Genomic DNA, 18,831 nt, shown 5'->3' with positions numbered 1-18,831 from the left:
GTTGCGCACCTTCTGGACCGACTGGACCGATCGCCAACTACCCGACGGCACCATCATCTGGACCAGCCCCACCGGCCACCAATACCGAACAATTCCGGGCTGCCGTCTGCCGCTGCCGGACTTCGACACCACCACCCCGGCGCCGACCAACTATCAGCCTCCGCCGACCACCCCCAGCCAGGGTGACCGCGGCCTCAGGATGCCCACGCGTCGACGCACCCGTGCCGCCGAAACCGCCCAACGCCGCAAAACCGAACGCGCCCACAACAACGCCACCCGCAAAAAACACCGAACACCACCGCCCAAAGAACCAACCCAAGACCAACGACCAGGACTGGAACAGGAAGCAGGACTGGAACAGGACCTGCCGGCTGAGCAGAACCCGAACACCCAGGCCGACAAAGACACCCGAAGCCCCAACGTCAGCAACGACCCCAACAAACCACCGTTCTAAACGAAGGCGTCCCGATGGAAGTGCGACGAAATATCAGCGCCGATAGGCAGGCAGCTTTTGGCCCAGTTCGGCGAACAGTGTGTGGTTCAACCGGAACGCAAGCTTCACTTCGTCGACCACCCGTGCGGTGTCGGCGGCGTCCAGATCGAGACCATCCAGTTTGGCGCGGTACGCGTCCTTGTAAGGCTTTGCCCGCAAGGGGAATTCATAGAAATTCAGCCCGGCACCACCGAGCTCGAAGGTGCGATCCAGAATGCGGCCGATGGCTTGCCCGCCGGACAGGTCACCCAGATACCGGGCGTAGTGATGAGCGATCAGATCGCCGCCCCAGCTGCGACCTGCAATACGGTCGCGATAGGCCGCCGCGGCCGGAGAATCGACTTCGCGCGACACCCCCGGTGCCCAATGGTCTAGATCCGCATCGATCGCCGCCACCCGCTCCAGCGCCGGGTCGTACACGGCCGCCACCAACGGGTCATTCCGATGATCGCGCACCGCCTCCTCCATGGCCGCATAGATCAGCCGCAACCGGAGCAGATAATCGACGTAACCCTGCTCGTTGACCCGGCCGTCGAGCAGCTCGGAAACGAACTTCGAATTCTCGGCATCGTCATGCTCGGCAGCCGAACCCGTCTTCATCGCCACCGACAGCGAGTCGGTCGCTTCCGGTACAGAGGTGGCAGCAACAGTCATACGCGCTCCGTGTCGTCTATCGAGGAACTTCGAGTGACAAAGCGTCAGAACGATACTGACAACTCGTCAAAACCTAACACGATTTCGTCGGCAACTGCTGCCTACCCTGGCGCGGCCGGACCTACACGCCGAGCCCGCCGGCAACCCGGCTTCGATTGAGTTCGGCACACTGAACCGCGCTCGGCGGAAGACCGACGGCACGCAGCACGAAGGCCTCGACGGCATCCGATGCCAAATGTCGCGGCGCCAAGCAGGCGTGGATCAACGACATGGTCACCGCGGGTTCGTCGACGACGAAATCCCCTGCCGCGACGCCATCGGCCAAGATCTCGCGCAGTACGGCTTCGATCGCCACCACATGATCGCGGATGGCCAGCCGGGTCTCCTCGGACAACGCGCTGTACAGCTGGTTCCCCAGTCCGATGTGGAACTGCTGGCCGGCACCGAGCTGATGGCGCACATAAACGGCCAGCCGGTCCGCGGGCGCCTGGACACCGGCCAGCGCGGCGCGTAGCCCGTCGATGTAGCGCGCGGTCTCATCCGAAGCGAACGCCACCACGACGGCCTCTTTGTCAGCGAAGTGGTGGTAGATCGCAGTGCGCCCGATCCCGGCCGCGGCCGCCAACTTGGCCATCGTGATGGCATCGAAGCTGTGCTCGGCCATCAGCGCCGCGAACGCGTCGAAAACACGACGCCGAACCTGCTCGCGGTGCTCCTCGACCGAGGAAGCGCTGATCCTGGGCACGCCGCGACTCTAGTCCGGCACCTCAGCGACGGCGTCAGGCCATCTGTTCGACCTGGGTCCGGCTACGCGCCGGGTCCGACCCGAGCACATAGCTCGGCGACGTCGGTTTGGCCAGCCGCCCCGCGCGGACCCGCTGCCGAGCCTGCTGGAACTCCGGCAGCGGTCCCATCGCCAGATGGACGCCGTTGATCACCGACCACACCGACGCCTGCCGCAAGGTCCGCTCGATCGGGTTGGGCGTGCGGTGCATGACCATCGCAGCAGCCCAACTGGGCATGGTGTCGCGGACCGCCCAGTCCAAGAAGTCACCCCCGGGCGGACCCGCCGGCCCGTTGGCTCCGCCCAGGTTGGAATTGGTGGCCATGGCGGCGCCGTAGGTGAGCGCCAGCTTGGGCAGATAGGACTTCAGGCAGTCCAGCGTGTCGGCCTTGGTCTCCGGCAGATCCGTCCCACCCAGGGCATGACCCACCTTGACGAACTCCCGGTAATACCGGTCGATCTTCTTGCCCCGCAACGGATTCGGATGGTAGTACTCATGCGCGGTGCCAATCCCCCACACCACCGTCGCGTAGTTCCAACGCAGCCATTCCGGGTCGTCGGCGTCGTAGCGCAAGCCGTCGGGCCGCTGCCCCTTGATGGTGTGATGCATGGCGCGCACGGTGCTGGTCACGCGTTCGGCGGTCTCGGTCGAGCCGTAGGCGGTGGCGATGAAGAAGGAGACCGAATGCCCCAACCGGACCGCCGCACCTTCCGGGTCGATGTGCAGATGCGTGACGCCGTCGGTGCCGTCGCCCACCAACCGCGAGTGCTGGATCCCCATCCAGAAGATGCTGGGGTCGAACCGCTCCAGGTAGGCCGCGCACTGCAGGCCGAAGATCAGCGCCGGAGTGTGCGAGTGCACATGCCAGACCGCACTGCCCGGACCGAACCAGCCCGGGTCGCCCTGCGGTCCGGCGAAGTCGAGTCCGCGGAAGTAACGACTGCGGATCTCGGCGTCGTAGAACGACGTGATGCGTTGCTGCAAGAGCTGATGGGGCAGGTGCATCTCCCAAGCCTACAATTTTGGATACGCATGTGGCCAGACCTTCGGCGGTTACGCTCATGCCATGTCGAGTCCCACCCGGTGGGCCGGCGTTCCGTTGACCGACCGGCGCGCCGAGCGCCGCACTCTGCTCACCGACGCCGCCTACTCGCTGTTCGGCGCTGGTGGCGAGGCCGCGGTCTCGGTCCGCTCCGTATGCCGGGAGTGCGCACTGCACACCCGCTACTTCTACGAGAGTTTCAGCGACATCAACGAGTTGCTCGGCGCGGTCTACGACAAGGTCTCGGCCGAACTCAACGCCGAGGTGACCGCCGCCATCGCTGACGCCGACGCAGCAGGTCACTCCGATGCTGCCCGGCTGGCGGCCGGGATCCGCACCGTGCTGGGCTTCAGCTCGGCAGATCCGCGCCGGGGCCGGGTGTTGTTCACCGACGCCCGCGCCAATCCGGTGCTGGCGGCCCGACGCGAGCAGGCCCAGGACGTGCTGCGGCAGATGCTGCTCGCGGCGCACCGGGAAGTGCACCCGCGCACCGCACCGGTCGCCACTCAGGTGGCCGCCGCGATGTACACCGGCGCGATGGCCGAGTTGGCTCATCAGTGGTTGTCCGGCAACCTCGGCGAGGATCTCGACGCCGTCGTCGGGCATGCCGTCCGGTTGGTCTTGGCGACTACCTGACCGGCGGCAACTGCGGCGCTACGCTGAAACCGTGGCGAACAAGTGGTGCGCCGCGGAAGCACTGACGAACGCCCAAGTACGCCAGTCGCACATGTGCGCCCCGGCCGCCGACGCGCACTATGCCGACCGCATTGACCGGCAGCACCGAGTGCTGATGATCACCACCAGGATCGCGGCCCTGGTGGCCGGCGGGTTCGGCATCTTCCAACTGCTGGTAACCGATAACCCGCGGGTGCTCGTGCTGTGCGTGCTCAACCTGGCCTCCGCGGCGGGCTTCCTGCTGATTCCGCTGCTGCGCCGGTTCGGCGAGTTGGTCGCGCCGCTGGCGTTCGTGGCGCTGGCCTACGGCTCGCTGGCCTTCATCACGGTGACCTCCGGCACCGGTGGGGGCCTGCTGCTCTACTACCCGGTGGCAGCGACGATCGTGGTGCTGGTGTTGGGCATCGAGCGCATCCGGTTGGCCGGTGCGCTCGCCGCCATCGGGGTGCTGACCGCCATCGCGTTGCGCCTGACCACTCCGTACAGCACTGGGCTGCAACCGGATTGGACGTTGTCGGTGGCGTTCACGACGTCGGTGATCACTGCGTCGGTGATGGCGTTCTCGGCGGTCTGGTACGCGCTGCGGGAGACGGCCCGCGCCGAACGAGCCATGCAGCAGGAGTACGAACGCTCAGAACGCTTGTTGGCCAACATCCTTCCGACCAGCGTGGCCGAACGCCTCAAAGACCCCGAGCACGCCATCATCGCCGATCGTTACGACGATGCCTCGATCCTGTTCGCCGACATCGCCGGCTACACCGAGCGGGCCAGTCACATGGCGCCGGCTGACCTGGTCGCGTTCCTGGATCAGCTGTACACCGAGTTCGACCGGATCGCCGACGCGCACGGATTGGAGAAGATCAAGACGACGGGTGATTCGTACATGGTGGTCAGTGGCGTACCCGACCAGCGGTCCGATCACCTCGAGGCGCTCGCCGCCTTCGCCTTGGACATCGCCCGAACGGTCGACACCATGCGCGACCCCACCGACGCTCCGGTGCCGATGCGGATCGGCATCGCCGCCGGGCCCGTGGTGGCCGGCGTGGTGGGTGCGCGAAAGTTCTTCTACGACGTGTGGGGCGACGCGGTCAACGTGGCTTCCCGGATGGAGAGCACCGATCAGGCCGGCCGCATCCAGGTCCCAGATGCGGTGCGCGCCAGGCTCGCCGACACCTTCGAGTTCGAGGAACGCGGCGAGATCAACGTGAAGGGCAAGGGTTTGATGCGGACCTGGTATCTGCTGGGACCGCGGAATACCCACCCGGAGACGACAAACCGCCGACCGGATGACCGGTCGGCGGCGCTGCCGTGAGTTAGACCTTGCGGTTCTCCGAAGCGATCAGCCAGGCCAGCTTCTCCAACTCGATGATGTGCTGGTGTAGCAGGTCGGCAGTACTCGGATCCTCGGCGTCGACGGCGTCGTGCACGTCGCGCATGGTCGCGACGGCGGCCTGAATCCGGGTGGTGATCATGTCGACCACCTCGGCGGTGTTCTGCTCGTGCGGCGGGAACTGCGGCAGCGTCGTGGTGGCTGCCACGGTGTCGGTCCGGCCGTCGGGCAGGCCGTAGAAGGCGCGCATCCGCTCGGCGATCTCGTCACTGGCTAGTCGTACCGCGTCGACTAATTCGTCGAGCTGCAAGTGCAAGTCGCGGAAGTTGGTGCCGACGACGTTCCAGTGCGCCTGCTTGCCCTGCAGCTGTAGTTCGATCAGGTCCACCAGGACCCGCTGCAGGCTGTCCATGAAGATGGGCGACGGCGCAAAGCCGGAAATCTCCGCGGCTTCGCGTCGGTTGTTCTTGACGATGGTGTTCGAAACAGACATGAACACATCTCCTTTCGTCCTGAGGGCTTATAAGGTGTAACGCCGAGTCACACCGAAACCTTCCGTCGCAGAAGGTGAGACTGGTCACTTCATGAGCTGTGGTTGCGGTCTTGGGCCGCCAGGCTGCGGGCGTAACCGGCACCCATGCCGAGCAGGATCAGACCGACCACGATGAAGGCCGCCACCCGGAACATACCGTCGAGCGTGCCCAGATCGAACAGGAACAGTTTGGCAGTGGCCGCCGCCGTCAGCGCCAGACCACCGAGCAGCGGCACGGTGCGCGCTTCTCGATCCGGAACCCGCAACGCCACCACGAAAAGTGCTGCCGCAGCGCCGATCCAGCAGATCGTCGCGGCCATGTGGCCGGCCAGGAAACCAGCTCCGGTGCCGCCGAGCAGCACCCCCGCGGTGACCGTGAAGGTCGTCACCGCATAACCGCCGACGATCGCGAGGGTGGCCCAGATCCATTGCGTGGCTTCCGAACTCCGAGACCGTTCCAGCAACGCCCAGGCGATCGTCGCGGCAGCGGTCACGGCCAACACCGAGCTGGTCAAGATGGTGGCCGCCAGCGCGCCGGAGGGTTGCCAGGGGCGGAGCAGCGCCTCCGGCGACGCATAGCTCAGATAGCCCAGGCCACCCAGGACCGCGTACCCCGACGCCGCCCACAACGCAGCAGCATGCCGACGGGCGCCCAGCCCGATGACGGTCGCCATGCCGAGCAGCACCGGAACCACCACCGGCCCGTCGAAGGCGACGGTCACCGCGACCACACCCGCGACGGCCGCCAGACCGGACCAGACTCGAGCCACCGGACCCGTCGTTCCGGGCAGATTGGGCCCTGCCGCGACGACACCGAGCAGCGCAACGGCGATCGCCGCCGCGATCGACGCGGCCGGCACCGCTGGCACTGCGATTCCGGTCAGCAACGCCGGGCCCACACCGCCGGCACCGATCAGTGCCAGCATCACTCGCTTGCCGGGTGCCGCACTCGGCAACAGCACCACGGTGGAGACCACCGCCAGGATCGCGGCGACGACGGCGGCGCCGGCCAGCAACCCGGCGCTCTCGGTCGAACCCCACGCCGCTGAGGCCAAGGCACCCGCCACCGGCAACGTCACCGCGACGGTCCGGGCCGCGTGCATCCAGACCCAGTCCTTGCCCACCTGCACCGGCAGCGCGGCGGCCGACAGCACGATCATGAACCCCACCGCCAGCAGGGTGACTCCGCCGGTGATCACCGGTGCCAGCACGATCAGCGGGACGATCACCAACAGCGCCAACTGCTGGGAATCCCAAACCCGGGCCAGCAGCAGACCACCGCCACCGATCAGCGATGCCAGCAGCAGACCCGGAACCGGCGGCAGCCACTCGTAGATCGTGGTGAGCGCCAAGACGTCCAGGTAGGCCGCGGCCAATCCGGTGGCGGCCAAGGCGATGGCACCGGTGCGACCGCCGGGCCGGCGATTCCACCAGACCGCGGCTCCCACCAGCGCACCCGCGAACAGCGCGCCACCCGCGACCCGGATCTCCGGGCGCAGCAGGCCGGCCTGCGCGGCGAGCACGAGCAACAACACGACGCCGACCAGCGTGACGGCGACCCCGGCCACCGCGAGCAACTTCCCGATCCAGCCCTGATCGGTGTCCCCGCGCAGACGTTCGGTGATCGGCGGGCGCGGCGGTGCGGGTCGCGTGGGCCGCACCGGAGGGTACGCCGACGGCGGCGGCGGAAACGTCGGCTGGGGATAGGGGTAGGGCATCGGGGCGGCCGCCGCGACCGGGGGTGGCGGCTGGGTTGGCATCGGCATCGGGGCGGCGGTGTGCAGCGGGTCCGGCGTCACGACGAAACTCTGTTGCAGTTCGGTGAGTTTGGCGCCCATCCGCGCCAGGTGCGTGGAGATCGCGCTGAACTCTTCGGACAGTGCCTGAACGGCGGCCTGCTGTTGCACAGTCATACCGAAATGGTCGCGCGGCACCGCGCACCGGCGAATGAGTAGGACTACCGGACCGGGCTAGGTAGTTCCCGGATCTTTGTCCAGGCCGTGCTCGATCGCGTATCGGGTGAGTTCGACGCGGTTGGCCAGCTGCAGCTTTCGGAACGTGGCCTGCACGTGGTTCTCCACGGTGCGGTGGCTGACCGAGAGTTTGGCCGCGATCTGCTTGGCGGTCAAACCCTTGGCGACGTGGCGCAGCACCTCGGTTTCGCGCTCGGTCAGGGTGGGCCCGTCCTTCTTGGGTTTCTGCGCGATGCGCCGGTACTCGCCGAGCACCAACCCGGCCAGCCCGGGGGTGAACACCGCCCGACTCGCCGCCGTGGCAGTCACTGCTTCGGCCAACTCGGCCCGGGAGGCGCTCTTGACCAGATAGCCGGTCGCACCGGCCTTGACCGCCTGCAGCACGTCGTCGCGTTCACCGGAGGCCGACAGCACCAGCACCCGCGACGTCGGCGAGACCTCGAGCACCTGCGCGGTGGCGCTGACACCGTCGCCGTCGGCCAGGTTCATGTCCATCACGACCACGTCGGGGCGCACCACGGCGGCGCGGCGGCGGGCCGCGGCGGCGCCGTCGGCCGTCGCGACCACCTTGAAACCATCGGCTTCCAGATCTCGGGCCACCGCATCACGCCAAATCGGGTGGTCGTCGACCACCATGACGGTCAGCGGCTTGGGTTCATCGGTCATCGTGGACTCCGTCCTCCGTCCGCTGCCGGGGCACCGTGAGTTCCCATTCGGTGCCGTCACCGACTTCGGAATGTAGTGCAGCCGTTCCGCCCAGGGCTTCCAACCGGCCGACGATCGATTTCGTGATCCCCATCCGTCCGTCGGCGGCGGCCTGGGCCACCCGGCCGGCCGGAATACCGACGCCGTCGTCGCGCACGCTGACCGTCACCGCGTCGCCGAGATCTTCGACCAGTAGATAAGCGCGTGCATCCGGACCGGCGTGCAGGCGGACGTTGTCCAGGATGTTGCCGACCGCGGCGTCCACTTCCTCGGCCACCGGCCCGGGCAGGCGCACCGCAGTGCCGGGGACGCTGACCGTGACGCGCTCTCCGGAGCGACGGTTCATCGCCGCGCGCAGATCCACCCACTCGGCGCTGGCGGACAGCTGATGATCGGCGGGCACGTCGGCGGCGCTGACCAAGCGTCGCAGCGCACGTTCCTGCTCACCGGCCAGCACGGCGAGTTCGGCTGCCGGACCCCCGATTTCGCGTCCGCGCTTGGCGACCAGGGCGAGTACCTGGATGACGCCGTCGTGCACCTGCCGGGCGAGTCGCTCGCGTTCGGCCACCGCAGCCGAAATCCGCACGGCGCGTTCCAGTTCGGCGTGCACCCGGCGCGCGGTCTGCGCGGCCATGCCGACCGCCAGACCGACGGCCAACTGCAGCACGATCGTCGCGTTGCGCGCCAAGTCCACATTGATGTGGCCTTTGAGCAGTGCGATCACGGCCATCACGCCGATCCCGGCGGCCATCCCGGGCAGCGGCCCGGCCAGGATGGCGGCCGACACCGTCACGTTGGTGGCCCACAGCGTGGTCGGCCAGGCTTGGTTGTCGGCGATCCACTGCGGCGACGCCACCACGGCAGTGGAACCGACCAGCGCGGCCACCACGGCGAACTCGGCCAGCACCCAGCTCCAGCGGCGGCCGAAGCCCTGTAGATAGGCCACCCCGCAGACCAACGTCCACGCCGAGAGCAGTCCGAACAGCACCCAGGCCAACACCGGTCGCTCGAACTCGTCGTTGCTGACGATCTGAAACCCGGTGGCGTAGGCGAAGCTGAGCAAGCGGAAGACTTGGGCCGCGCGCCACAGCGGAGTGGTGGGATCGGGCGCCGCCATTTCCACAGCATAGAGCGATGGGCCAATTCGCCGATTCCGTCGGCGCTCTATGTCACACTGCGTGCATGGAGACCACTTTCGTACCAAGCCTGCTGCCCCACTTGTGGAAAACGACGCTGCTGTCCGGATTGTTGGCAGTCATCCTCGGGGGTTTGCTGCTGGCCTGGCCCGGCAAATCGATCGTGGTGGCAGCGGTGCTGTTTGGCCTCTATCTGTTGATCAGCGGCGTCGCGCAGGTGGTGTTCGCGTTCAGTCTGCACGTCAGTGCGGGCGGGCGCGTCTTGCTGTTCGTCAGCGGCGCGGCCGCGCTGATCCTTGCGGTGCTGGCGTTCCGGCACTTCGGTGAAGGCTATGCCGTACTGCTGATGGCGATCTGGATTGCGGTGGGCTTCATCTTCCGTGGCGTGGCCACCACGGTGTCGGCGGTCAGCGATCCGGACCTGCCGGGTCGCGGCCTGTCGATCTTCTTCGGGTTGGTGAGTCTGGCGGCCGGGATCGTGATGTTGGCGTGGCCGGACATCTCGATCGTCACGCTGTTCTGGGTGGCCGGCATCTGGCTGGTTGTGATCGGCGTGTTGGAGATCGTGACCGCGTTCGGTATCCGTCGCGCCGGCAAGGAGCTGAACATCACCTAGTCCACCCGACCGACAACTACTACACTCCGTCGTAGTCTTGCTGACCCCGCAGCCCCGGAGATGATGCAAATGGACCTGAAATGGACGTAGTAGACGTTTCCCGGTGGCAGTTCGGTATCACCACCGTCTACCACTTCATCTTCGTACCGCTCACCATCGGATTGGCTCCGCTGATCGCGGTGATGCAGACCATCTGGCATGTCACGGGGCGCGACGAGTGGTACCGGCTGACCCGGTTCTTCGGCAAGTTGTTCCTGATCAACTTCGCGATCGGGGTGGCCACCGGGATCGTGCAGGAATTCCAGTTCGGGATGAACTGGAGCGAATACTCGCGGTTCGTCGGCGACGTCTTCGGCGCACCGCTGGCCATGGAGGGTCTGGCCGCCTTCTTCTTCGAGTCGACGTTCATCGGGTTGTGGTTGTTCGGCTGGACCCGACTACCGCGACTGATACACCTGGCCTGTATCTGGATCGTCGCGATAGCGGTGAACATGTCGGCGTTCTTCATCATCGCGGCCAACTCGTTCATGCAGCATCCGGTCGGCACTCGCTACAACCCGGAGACCGGCCGCGCCGAATTGCAGAGCATCGTCGAGTTGTTCACCAACAACACCGCGATCTGGGCGTTCCTGCATGCGGTGGCTGGTGCGTTCCTGACCGCGGCCACCTTCGTCGCGGCGGTCAGCGCATGGTGGATGGTGCGCAGCCGTCGGGCCCAGACCAGACCCGCCGCCGCAGTGCCCGCCACAGCGTCCGCGGCCGCTGACACTGACGGTGATGCCGACGCCGATACCGAGCACAAGCCCACCGACCCGGCGGTCACGGCCGGTCTGTACCGGCCGGCCTGCATCCTGGGGTGTTGGGTGGCGTTGGTCGCCGCGATCGCGCTCTTCTTCACCGGCGACATCCAGGCCAAGCTGATGTTCGAACAGCAGCCGATGAAGATGGCGTCGGCGGAATCGTTGTGCCACACCGAAACCGATCCGAACTTCTCCATCCTGACCGTCGGCACGCACAACAACTGCGACGGCATCATCCGGGTGATCGACGTGCCCTTCGTGTTGCCGTTCCTCGCCGAGGGCCGATTGTCCGGGGTCACGCTGGAGGGCGTCGAGGACCTGCAGCGCGACTTCGAGGAGCGGTTCGGCCCGGGCAACTACCGGCCCAACCTGTTCGTCACCTACTGGGCGTTCCGCGCGATGATCGGCCTGCTGGCGGTCCCGGTGCTGTTCGCCCTGGTGGCACTGTGGCTCACCCGCGGCGGGCGGATCCCGGACCAACGCTGGTTCTCCAAGTTCGCGCTGATCACCATCCCCACACCGTTCCTGGCCAACAGCGCCGGGTGGATCTTCACCGAGATGGGTCGACAACCCTGGGTGGTGGTACCGAATCCCACTGGCGACCAAATGGTCCGGCTCACCGTGCAAGACGGGGTGTCCAACCATTCGGTGGGCATGGTGTGGCTGTCGCTGACGGTGTTCACGCTGACCTACGCGGTACTGGCGGTCATCTGGTTCTACCTGATGCGCCGCTACGTGGCGATCGGGCCGCAGGAACACGATGCCGAGCCCGCGGCGCCGGAGAAACCCAGCGACGACGACGAACCGACCCCGCTGTCGTTCGCGTACTGAGTCGACGCGCAGAAGGGACACTGGAATGGGACTTCAGGAACTGTGGTTCATCCTGGTCGCGGTGCTGTTCATCGGCTTCTTCGTGCTGGAGGGATTCGACTTCGGCGTCGGCATGCTGATGGCCCCGCTCGGCCGGATGGCCCATGTCGACCGCGACAACCATCAGCGCGCGGCGCTGCACACCATCGGACCGGTGTGGGACGGCAACGAGGTGTGGCTGATCACCGCGGCCGGTGCCATGTTCGCGGCCTTCCCCGGCTGGTATGCCACGGTGTTCTCCGGGCTGTACCTGCCGCTGCTGGTGATCCTGTTCGGGATGATCGTGCGGGTGGTGGCGATCGAATGGCGCGGCAAGATCGACGACCCGGTGTGGCGGCGACGCGCCGACCTGGCCATCGCGATCGGCTCCTGGCTGCCCGCGGTGCTGTGGGGCACGGTGTTCGCGATCCTGCTGCGCGGTCTGCCGGTGGATGCCAACCACCAGGTGCATCTGTCGGTGACCGACGTGCTCAACCCATACACCGTGCTCGGCGGGGTGGCCACCGGCGGACTGTTCGCGCTGCACGGCGCGGCCTATCTGGCCCTCAAGACCGCGGGTGAGGTTCGCGACAACGCCCTGAAGATCGGCCGCATCATCGCCGGCCCGGTGGTCGTGATCGTCGGCGGTTTCGGACTGTGGACCCAGCTGGCCTACGGCGAGGTGTGGACCTGGGTGGTGTTCGGGATCGCCGTGGCGGCGCTGTTGGGCGCGGTGGGGTTGCTGTTCGGCGGCGCCCGCGACGGCTGGACGTTCGTGCTGACGTCGCTGACCGTGTTGGCGGTGATCCTGATGCTGTTCGGCGACCTCTACCCGAACCTGGTGCCCTCGACGCTGAACCCGGAGTGGAGTCTGACCATCTACAACGCCTCGTCGACGCCATACACGCTGAAGATCATGACCTGGGCCGCAGCCATCTTCGCCCCGCTGGTGATGGTCTATCAGGGCTGGACGTATTGGGTGTTCCGGCAACGGATCTCGGCTGATCGGATACCCGCGTCGATCGGCCTCAAGATCGATCAGTCCTGAGTCGGGAGACGCACTTGGCCCGCGGACCTCTCGACCCCCGGTTGTGGCAGGCCTCGCTGGCGGTGCGCCACTACCTGACCGCCACGGTGTGCTGCGGTGTGCTGATCGCGGGGTGTGCCATCGCCGGCGCGGTGCTGACCGCCCGGATCGTGGCCGGCGTGATCACCGACCCGGCCAGCCGCACACTGAGCCACTGGGCACCGACGCTGCTGGCCTTGGCGGCGGTGTGGACGGTGCGCAGTGTGGTGGCCTGGTGGCAGGCCAGAATCGGGCAACGCGATGCCAGCGCAGCGATCTCGGAACTGTCCGGCCAGGTGTTGACCGCGGTCACCGCCGCCGATCCGCGCACTGCGGCCGAACATCGCGATGACGCCGCCGCGGTGGTGGTGCGCGGTTTGGATGGTCTGCGCGGGTACTTCACCGGGTATCTGCCGGCGCTGATCCTGGCGGTGCTGCTCACCCCGACCGCGCTGATCGCGATGGCGTACTTCGACTTTCAGGCTGCATTGGTGGTGTTGGTGGCGCTGCCGCTGATTCCGATCTTCATGGTGCTGATCGGGTTGGCCACCGCAGCCCGCTCGGCGGCCAGCCTGGCGGCGATGACCACGTTGCAGTCCCGGATGCTGGACCTGGTCGCCGGGCTACCCACGCTGCGGGCGTTGGGCCGGGCCCGCGGCCCGGAGACCCGGATCGCCGAATTGAGTACCGCACACCGGCGTTCGACGATGTCGACGCTGCGCATCGCGTTCCTGTCCAGTTTCGTGCTGGAACTGCTGGCCACCCTCGGGGTGGCCATCGTGGCGGTCAGCGTCGGCCTGCGACTGGTGTACGGGTACGTCGAACTGCTGCCCGCGCTGACCGTGCTGCTGCTGGCGCCCGACGTATTCTGGCCGCTGCGCCGGGTGGGGGTGGAATTCCATGCCGCCCAGGACGGTAAGGCGGCAGCCGATGCGGCGTTCCGGTTGATCGAGACCGCCCCGGTGCACCGGCCGGGTACCCGCGTCATCACTGCCGACCGCGCCGAGATCAGAGTCGCGGAACTGGCCGTGGCCGGACGCGACGGCAACCGACCCGATCGCCTGAGCTTCACCGCGCCGCCCGGGGCGGTGACGGTGCTCACCGGCGCCAACGGCGCCGGCAAGTCGACCACGTTGGCAGTGCTCGCCGGCCTGATCCCGGCCACGTCCGGGCGGGTCACGGTGGCCGGGGTGGACATCGCCGAACTCGAGCCGGCCGGCTGGTGGCGACAGCTGTCCTGGCTACCGCAGCGGCCAGTGCTGGTGTCTGGCACCTTGATCGAGAACCTGCAGTTGTTCGGCCCGCTGGCGGACCTCGATGCGGCCTGTGCGGCAGCGGGTTTCGATGACGTGATCGGCCAGCTGCCGCAGGGTTTGGCCACCCGGATCGGGCGCGGCGGGATCGGGCTGTCGCTGGGACAGCGGCAACGGCTCGGCTTGGCCCGCAGCCTCGGCAGCGCGGCACCGGTGCTGCTGCTCGACGAACCCACGGCACATCTGGATGCCGACACCGAGGCGCGCGCCCTGCAGGCGATCACCGGCCGCGCCGCGGCCGGATGCACGGTGGTGCTGGTCGGCCACCGGCAACCGGTCCGGAGCATCGCCGATCAGATCGTCGAGGTGGGTGGCCATGTCCTACTCTGATCCGCTGCTGCAGGCGTTGGCGTTGCTGAAGCCGCGCTGGCCGCGACTGCTGCTGGCGGTCACCTGCGGTGTGCTGTCGCTGGGCAGTGCACTCGCGCTGGCCGGTGTGTCGGCGTGGCTGATCACGCGGGCCTGGGAGATGCCCCCCATCCTGGACTTGTCGGTGGCCGTGGTCGCGGTGCGCGCGTTCGGCATTTCGCGTGGCGTGCTGCACTACTGCGAACGCCTGGCCACGCACGACACGGCGCTGCGCGCTGCGGGTACCGCCCGCGAGCAGATCTACCGCAGACTGGCCGAGGGTCCGTCGGAGAACGTGGTGGCGCTGCCGCGCGGTGAGTTGGTCGGCCGGGTCGGCACCGACGTCGACGATCTGGCCGACGTGCTGGTGCGCGCCGTGCTGCCGATCGCGGTGGCCGCCGTGCTGTCGGTGGCCGCGGTGACGGTGATCGCGATCATCTCCCCCGGCGCCGCAGCCGTGTTGGCGCTGTGCCTGCTGATCGCCGGGGTGGCCGCACCGTGGCTGTCGGCCCGCGCCACCATCGCCCAGCAGGAGGCCGCACGCACCGAACTGGCTGCGCGCGACGTCGCCGCGATGACTGCACTCGATCACGCCGCCGAGCTGCGCATCGCCGGTCGACTGTCCGGGTTGATCGAGGAATCCGCGGCGCGGCAACGGAATTGGGCACTCGCCGTGGACCGCGCGGCCGTCCCCGCCGCGGTGGCGGCAGCCATGCCGACCGCGGCGATCGGAGCCAGTGTGCTGGGTGCGGTGATCGCCGGGATCGGCATCGCATCGTCGGTGGCGCCGACGACGGTCGCGATCCTGATGCTGTTGCCACTGTCATCGTTCGAGGCCACCACTGCGCTGCCGGCCGCGGCCATGCAGTTGACCAAGTCCCGGATCGCGGCGCGCCGGCTGTTCGAGATGACCGGGCCCGAACGCGATCCGCACGGCGAACCTGGTCCGCAGCAACCTGCCGGCGGGCCGGCCGATCTCACCATGGAGGCGGCGGTGCTGGCGGGTTATCCGGGCACCGCATCCGGGGTCGAGTTCGAGGCGCAACTGCTCCCCGGTACCCGGCTGGCGGTGCTGGGCGCCAGCGGCTCGGGCAAGTCCTCGTTGCTGATGACCCTGGCCGGCCTGATCGAACCGCTGAACGGTCAGGTCAGCATCGGCGGTCGACGACTCGATGAGCTGCCGGACACCGAGGTGCGGCAGCGGATCGGCTACTTCGCCGAGGACGCCCACGTCTTCGACACCACGGTGCGGGACAACCTGCTGGTGGTACGCGGGGATTGCGGTGACGACGAACTGACCGAAGCGCTGTCCCGGGTCGGCCTGGGCGACTGGCTGTCCAGCCAATCCGCGGGGTTGTCGACGGTGTTGTCCGGCGGTGCGGCGGCGCTGTCTGCCGGGCAGCGGCGGCGGCTGCTGTTGGCCCGGGTGCTGTTGTCCCGTGCTCCGGTCATCTTGCTCGACGAGCCCACCGAGCATCTCGACGAAGCCGACTCCGATGCCGTGCTCCGTGAATTGTTGAGCCCAGCAGCGGGTTTGATCGGACCAGAGCGCACCGTCGTGGTGGCCACCCATCATCTGCCGGCCGACACCGACGTCAAGGTAATCGGGTTGGCGGGCAGAACGCCGGTGCCGGTGCGAATTCGCAGGTAGCGTTCGAAGACATGACTGAGCCACCTGCCCCGGAGCCCGCAGACAGTTACCCACCGCCCCCTTCGCAGCCGCCCCCGTACGGCCAGTCCGTACCGCCACCACCGCAGCCCTACGGCGACTACGCGGCGCCCCAACCGATGCGCAACGGACTGGGCGTCGCGGCCCTGGTGATCGGTCTGCTGTCGCTGCCCGCGGTGCTGCTGTTGGTCGGCGGCTTCGTCGCCGGTGCGGTGGCCATCATCCTCGGCGTCGCCGGGTACCTGCGGGTGCGCAAGGGCCAGGCCAACAACGGCGGTATGGCGATCGCCGGCATCGTGCTGGGTCTGCTGGGCATCCTCGTCAACGTCGCGGTCGTGGCCATGGGCATCTGGGGTTTCAACCAATTCGGCGGCGGGGACCTGGTTACCTGCCTGCGCGATGCCGGCGCCGATCAGGCCGCACAGCAGGAGTGTCAGGAACAGTTCCAGCAGCGGCTCGAGGATCAGCTCAGCGTCACGCTCACCCCGACGCCCGGACCGTAACGCGTCAGCGCCGCGCCGGGAAGTGCTTGACCACGCCTTCTTGCACCACGGTGGCCACCAAAGTGCCTGTGCTGTCGAAGAAGTGGCCGGTGCCCAGCCCGCGCGAGTCGGCGGCCACCGGCGAGTTCGTCGAGTACAGCAACCATTCACCGAAGTCGATCGGCCGGTGAAACCACACCGAGTGGTTGATGGTGACCGCGAAGATCCGGTCATGCCCCCAGGACAGCCCGTGCGTGGTGATGATCGAATCCAGCACGGTGGTGTCCGACGAGTACACCAGGGCCGCGTTGTGCAGCACCGGATCGTCGGGCATGGTGCCCATCGCGGTCATCCAGACCCGGTTGTGCTCAAGTTTGCCGCCCTTGTCCCGCATCACCCAGGCCGGGTCGTTGGTGTAGCGCCACTCGATAGGCCGCAGCGCCTCGACGAACAGCGGCACGGTCTGCTCGTAACCCACCAGGTAGTCATCGATCCGCAGCAGGTTGTCCGGCCCGGGCACGTCGGGTGCGGCGATGTTGTGCTCCAGGCCGCGGCCGCCGGACAAGTACGAAATCAGCGCGGTGGCCAACAACTGGTCGCCCTGCACGACGTCGACGCGCCGGTTGGCGAACCGGCGTTCGTCGCGCAGCCGGACCACCCGGAACTCCAGGTCGGCGGCCGGGTCGCCGCCGGCGATGAAGTGCACCGACAGCGCGCTGGGCGGCACCTTGGCGTCGACCGTGCGGCTGCCCGCGACGAACGCCTGCGCCATCATCTGACCACCGAAGGTGCGGATCGGGTTCTTGCTGGGATGCACCCCGAAGAAGCGTTCCTGGCCGTCGACCGGGTCGGCCGGCCGCAGATCCAGCACGGTGAGCAGTTCGGCGAAGTCGGCACCGGCCGGCCTGGGCATGGGCTCTCCTGGTTTAGAGGTCGTCCTCCCCTATCCGGTGGACGTGGATCAGGTTCGTCGAGCCTACTGTGCCAGGCGGCGCACCCGCGACGATGACCACCATGTCACCGCGCCGGTAGCGGCCCAGGTCCAGCAGTTCGCGGTCGGCGCGGCGGATCATTTCGTCGGTGTTCTCCATCTGGTCGACGATGAAGGTCTCCACCCCCCAGGTCAGCGCCAGCTGGCTGCGGATCTCCGGCAACGCGGTGAACGCCAGCAGCGGCAGCGGGGTGTGCAGCCGGGCCAGCCGGCGCACGGTGTCACCGGACTGGGTGAACGCCACCAGCGCCTTGGCGTCCAGTCGCTCACCGATATCGCGTGCGGCATAAGAGATCACGCCGCGTTTGGTGCGCGGCACGTGGGTCAGCGGCGGCACCGCGATCGAATTGTCCTCGACCGCCTTGATGATCCTGGCCATGGTGCGCACCGACTCCAGCGCGTGTTTGCCCACCGAGGTCTCACCCGAGAGCATCACCGCGTCGGCGCCGTCGAGCACGGCGTTGGCCACGTCGGAGGCCTCGGCGCGGGTCGGTCGGGAGTTCTCGATCATCGAGTCCAGCATCTGGGTGGCGACGATCACCGGTTTGGCGTTCTCCCTGGCCATCTGGATCGCGCGCTTCTGCACCAGCGGGACCTCTTCGAGCGGCAACTCCACACCCAGGTCACCGCGCGCCACCATGACCGCGTCGAAGGCCAGCACGATGGCCTCCAGATTGTCGATGGCCTCGGGCTTCTCCAGCTTGGCGATCACCGGCACCCGGCGACCCACCCGGTCCATCACGGCGTGTACCAGTTCGACGTCAGCCGGGGAACGCACGAACGACAGCGCGATCAGGTCGACGCCGAGCCGCAGCGCGAACTCCAGGTCCTCGATGTCCTTGTCCGAGAGCGCCGGCACCGAGACGTTCATGCCGGGCAGGCTCAGTCCCTTGTTGTTGCTGACCGGGCCGCCCTCGGTGACCGTGCACACCACGTCGTTGCCGTCGACGTGTTCGACCACCAGGCCGACCTTGCCGTCGTCGATCAGCATCCGGTCCCCCGGCTCGGCGTCGTTGGCCAGGTCCCGGTAGGTGGTGGAGACCCGGTCATGGCTGCCCAAGCAGTCCTCGACGGTGATCCGGACGGTTTCGCCGGTGTCCCACTGCACCGGGCCGTCCTCGAACCGGCCCAACCGGATCTTGGGACCCTGCAGATCGGCCAGCACGCCGACCGCGCGTGCGGTCTGGTCCGAGGCGAGTCGAACCCGCTTGTAGGCGGCCTCATGGTCGGCGTGTTCGCCGTGGCTGAAGTTCAGCCGGGCCACGTCCATGCCGGCCTCGACCAGCGCCCGTACCCGTTCATCGGAGCTCGTCGCCGGGCCGAGCGTACAAACGATCTTCGCGCGCCTAGTCACGACGTCTCAGCATAGCCG

General features: G+C 67.7%; 16 protein-coding genes and 2 pseudogenes. 9 read left to right on the top strand and 9 right to left on the bottom strand.

Annotated features, from left to right (window positions below):
• A pseudogene (locus AC5Y3P_RS06105) lies at positions 1–454 on the top strand (hypothetical protein); the annotation flags it as partial.
• A gap of 33 nt (positions 455–487) precedes the next feature.
• Here the strand turns inward: AC5Y3P_RS06105 and AC5Y3P_RS06100 are convergent.
• From AC5Y3P_RS06100 to AC5Y3P_RS06090, 3 genes and pseudogenes are all read right to left on the bottom strand, one after another.
• Entirely contained in the window at positions 488–1,147 is a 660-nt protein-coding gene (locus AC5Y3P_RS06100) for a biliverdin-producing heme oxygenase (RefSeq protein ID WP_500044985.1), read from the bottom strand.
• A 181-nt stretch (positions 1,148–1,328) separates the two neighbouring features.
• A pseudogene (locus tag AC5Y3P_RS06095) lies at positions 1,329–1,892 on the bottom strand (TetR/AcrR family transcriptional regulator); the annotation flags it as partial.
• A 34-nt stretch (positions 1,893–1,926) separates the two neighbouring features.
• Positions 1,927–2,937: an oxygenase MpaB family protein gene (locus tag AC5Y3P_RS06090; protein WP_500044984.1), complete on the bottom strand. Its 1,011-nt coding sequence runs from the start codon at positions 2,935–2,937 to the stop codon at positions 1,927–1,929.
• A 61-nt stretch (positions 2,938–2,998) separates the two neighbouring features.
• Between AC5Y3P_RS06090 and AC5Y3P_RS06085 the strand changes: the two genes are divergently transcribed.
• Complete coding sequence (locus AC5Y3P_RS06085; protein ID WP_500044983.1) at positions 2,999–3,610, top strand: TetR/AcrR family transcriptional regulator; 612 nt, start codon at positions 2,999–3,001, stop codon at positions 3,608–3,610.
• 31 nt (positions 3,611–3,641) lie between these two features.
• On the top strand, positions 3,642–4,961 hold the full coding sequence (locus AC5Y3P_RS06080) for an adenylate/guanylate cyclase domain-containing protein (RefSeq protein WP_500044982.1): 1,320 nt from the start codon (positions 3,642–3,644) through the stop codon (positions 4,959–4,961).
• Position 4,962: 1 nt separating this feature from the next.
• Here the strand turns inward: AC5Y3P_RS06080 and AC5Y3P_RS06075 are convergent, their stop codons facing one another.
• From AC5Y3P_RS06075 to macS, 4 genes are all read right to left on the bottom strand, one after another.
• Entirely contained in the window at positions 4,963–5,391 is a 429-nt protein-coding gene (locus AC5Y3P_RS06075) for a Dps family protein (protein WP_500045001.1), read from the bottom strand.
• Between the two features lie 170 nt (positions 5,392–5,561).
• The gene (locus tag AC5Y3P_RS06070) at positions 5,562–7,424 is read right to left on the bottom strand and encodes a DUF2339 domain-containing protein (RefSeq protein ID WP_500044981.1); all 1,863 of its coding nucleotides are present in this window, start codon (positions 7,422–7,424) and stop codon (positions 5,562–5,564) included.
• A gap of 57 nt (positions 7,425–7,481) precedes the next feature.
• The gene (locus tag AC5Y3P_RS06065; protein ID WP_500044980.1) at positions 7,482–8,150 is read right to left on the bottom strand and encodes a response regulator; all 669 of its coding nucleotides are present in this window, start codon (positions 8,148–8,150) and stop codon (positions 7,482–7,484) included.
• Positions 8,140–9,306 carry a MacS family sensor histidine kinase gene (gene macS / locus AC5Y3P_RS06060; RefSeq protein ID WP_500044979.1) on the bottom strand — a complete coding sequence of 389 codons (1,167 nt, stop codon included), beginning with the start codon at positions 9,304–9,306 and terminating at the stop codon, positions 8,140–8,142. Before macS ends, AC5Y3P_RS06065 begins: the two co-directional genes overlap by 11 nt.
• Before the next feature lie 65 nt (positions 9,307–9,371).
• On the opposite strand from macS, the gene AC5Y3P_RS06055 reads away from it, so the two are divergent.
• From AC5Y3P_RS06055 to AC5Y3P_RS06030, 6 genes are all read left to right on the top strand, one after another.
• Positions 9,372–9,941 carry an HdeD family acid-resistance protein gene (locus AC5Y3P_RS06055; protein WP_500044978.1) on the top strand — a complete coding sequence of 190 codons (570 nt, stop codon included), beginning with the start codon at positions 9,372–9,374 and terminating at the stop codon, positions 9,939–9,941.
• Positions 9,942–10,021: 80 nt separating this feature from the next.
• On the top strand, positions 10,022–11,572 hold the full coding sequence (locus AC5Y3P_RS06050) for a cytochrome ubiquinol oxidase subunit I (protein ID WP_500044977.1): 1,551 nt from the start codon (positions 10,022–10,024) through the stop codon (positions 11,570–11,572).
• Positions 11,573–11,597: 25 nt separating this feature from the next.
• Positions 11,598–12,638: a cytochrome d ubiquinol oxidase subunit II gene (gene cydB / locus AC5Y3P_RS06045; RefSeq protein WP_500044976.1), complete on the top strand. Its 1,041-nt coding sequence runs from the start codon at positions 11,598–11,600 to the stop codon at positions 12,636–12,638.
• A 62-nt stretch (positions 12,639–12,700) separates the two neighbouring features.
• A complete protein-coding gene (cydD, locus tag AC5Y3P_RS06040; RefSeq protein WP_500045000.1) occupies positions 12,701–14,299 on the top strand; it encodes a thiol reductant ABC exporter subunit CydD in 1,599 nt (532 codons plus the stop codon).
• The gene (cydC, locus tag AC5Y3P_RS06035; RefSeq protein ID WP_500044975.1) at positions 14,286–15,968 is read left to right on the top strand and encodes a thiol reductant ABC exporter subunit CydC; all 1,683 of its coding nucleotides are present in this window, start codon (positions 14,286–14,288) and stop codon (positions 15,966–15,968) included. The genes cydD and cydC overlap by 14 nt, the downstream gene beginning before the upstream one ends.
• An 11-nt stretch (positions 15,969–15,979) precedes the next feature.
• Positions 15,980–16,489 (top strand): DUF4190 domain-containing protein, encoded by a 510-nt coding sequence (locus AC5Y3P_RS06030; RefSeq protein WP_500044974.1) that lies wholly within the window; start codon positions 15,980–15,982, stop codon positions 16,487–16,489.
• Between the two features lie 4 nt (positions 16,490–16,493).
• Here AC5Y3P_RS06030 and AC5Y3P_RS06025 read toward each other — a convergent pair whose 3' ends face one another.
• Positions 16,494–17,381 (bottom strand): acyl-CoA thioesterase domain-containing protein, encoded by an 888-nt coding sequence (locus tag AC5Y3P_RS06025; RefSeq protein WP_500044972.1) that lies wholly within the window; start codon positions 17,379–17,381, stop codon positions 16,494–16,496.
• 13 nt (positions 17,382–17,394) lie between these two features.
• Positions 17,395–18,813, bottom strand: a complete 1,419-nt coding sequence (pyk, locus tag AC5Y3P_RS06020; RefSeq protein WP_500044971.1) for a pyruvate kinase — start codon at positions 18,811–18,813, stop codon at positions 17,395–17,397.
• Positions 18,814–18,831 lie beyond the last annotated feature (18 nt).

This window comes from Mycobacterium sp. NGS45, assembly GCF_059812645.1.
The sequence above is the reverse complement of the archived record's forward strand: the minus strand, read 5'-3'. Positions and strand labels throughout refer to the sequence as shown.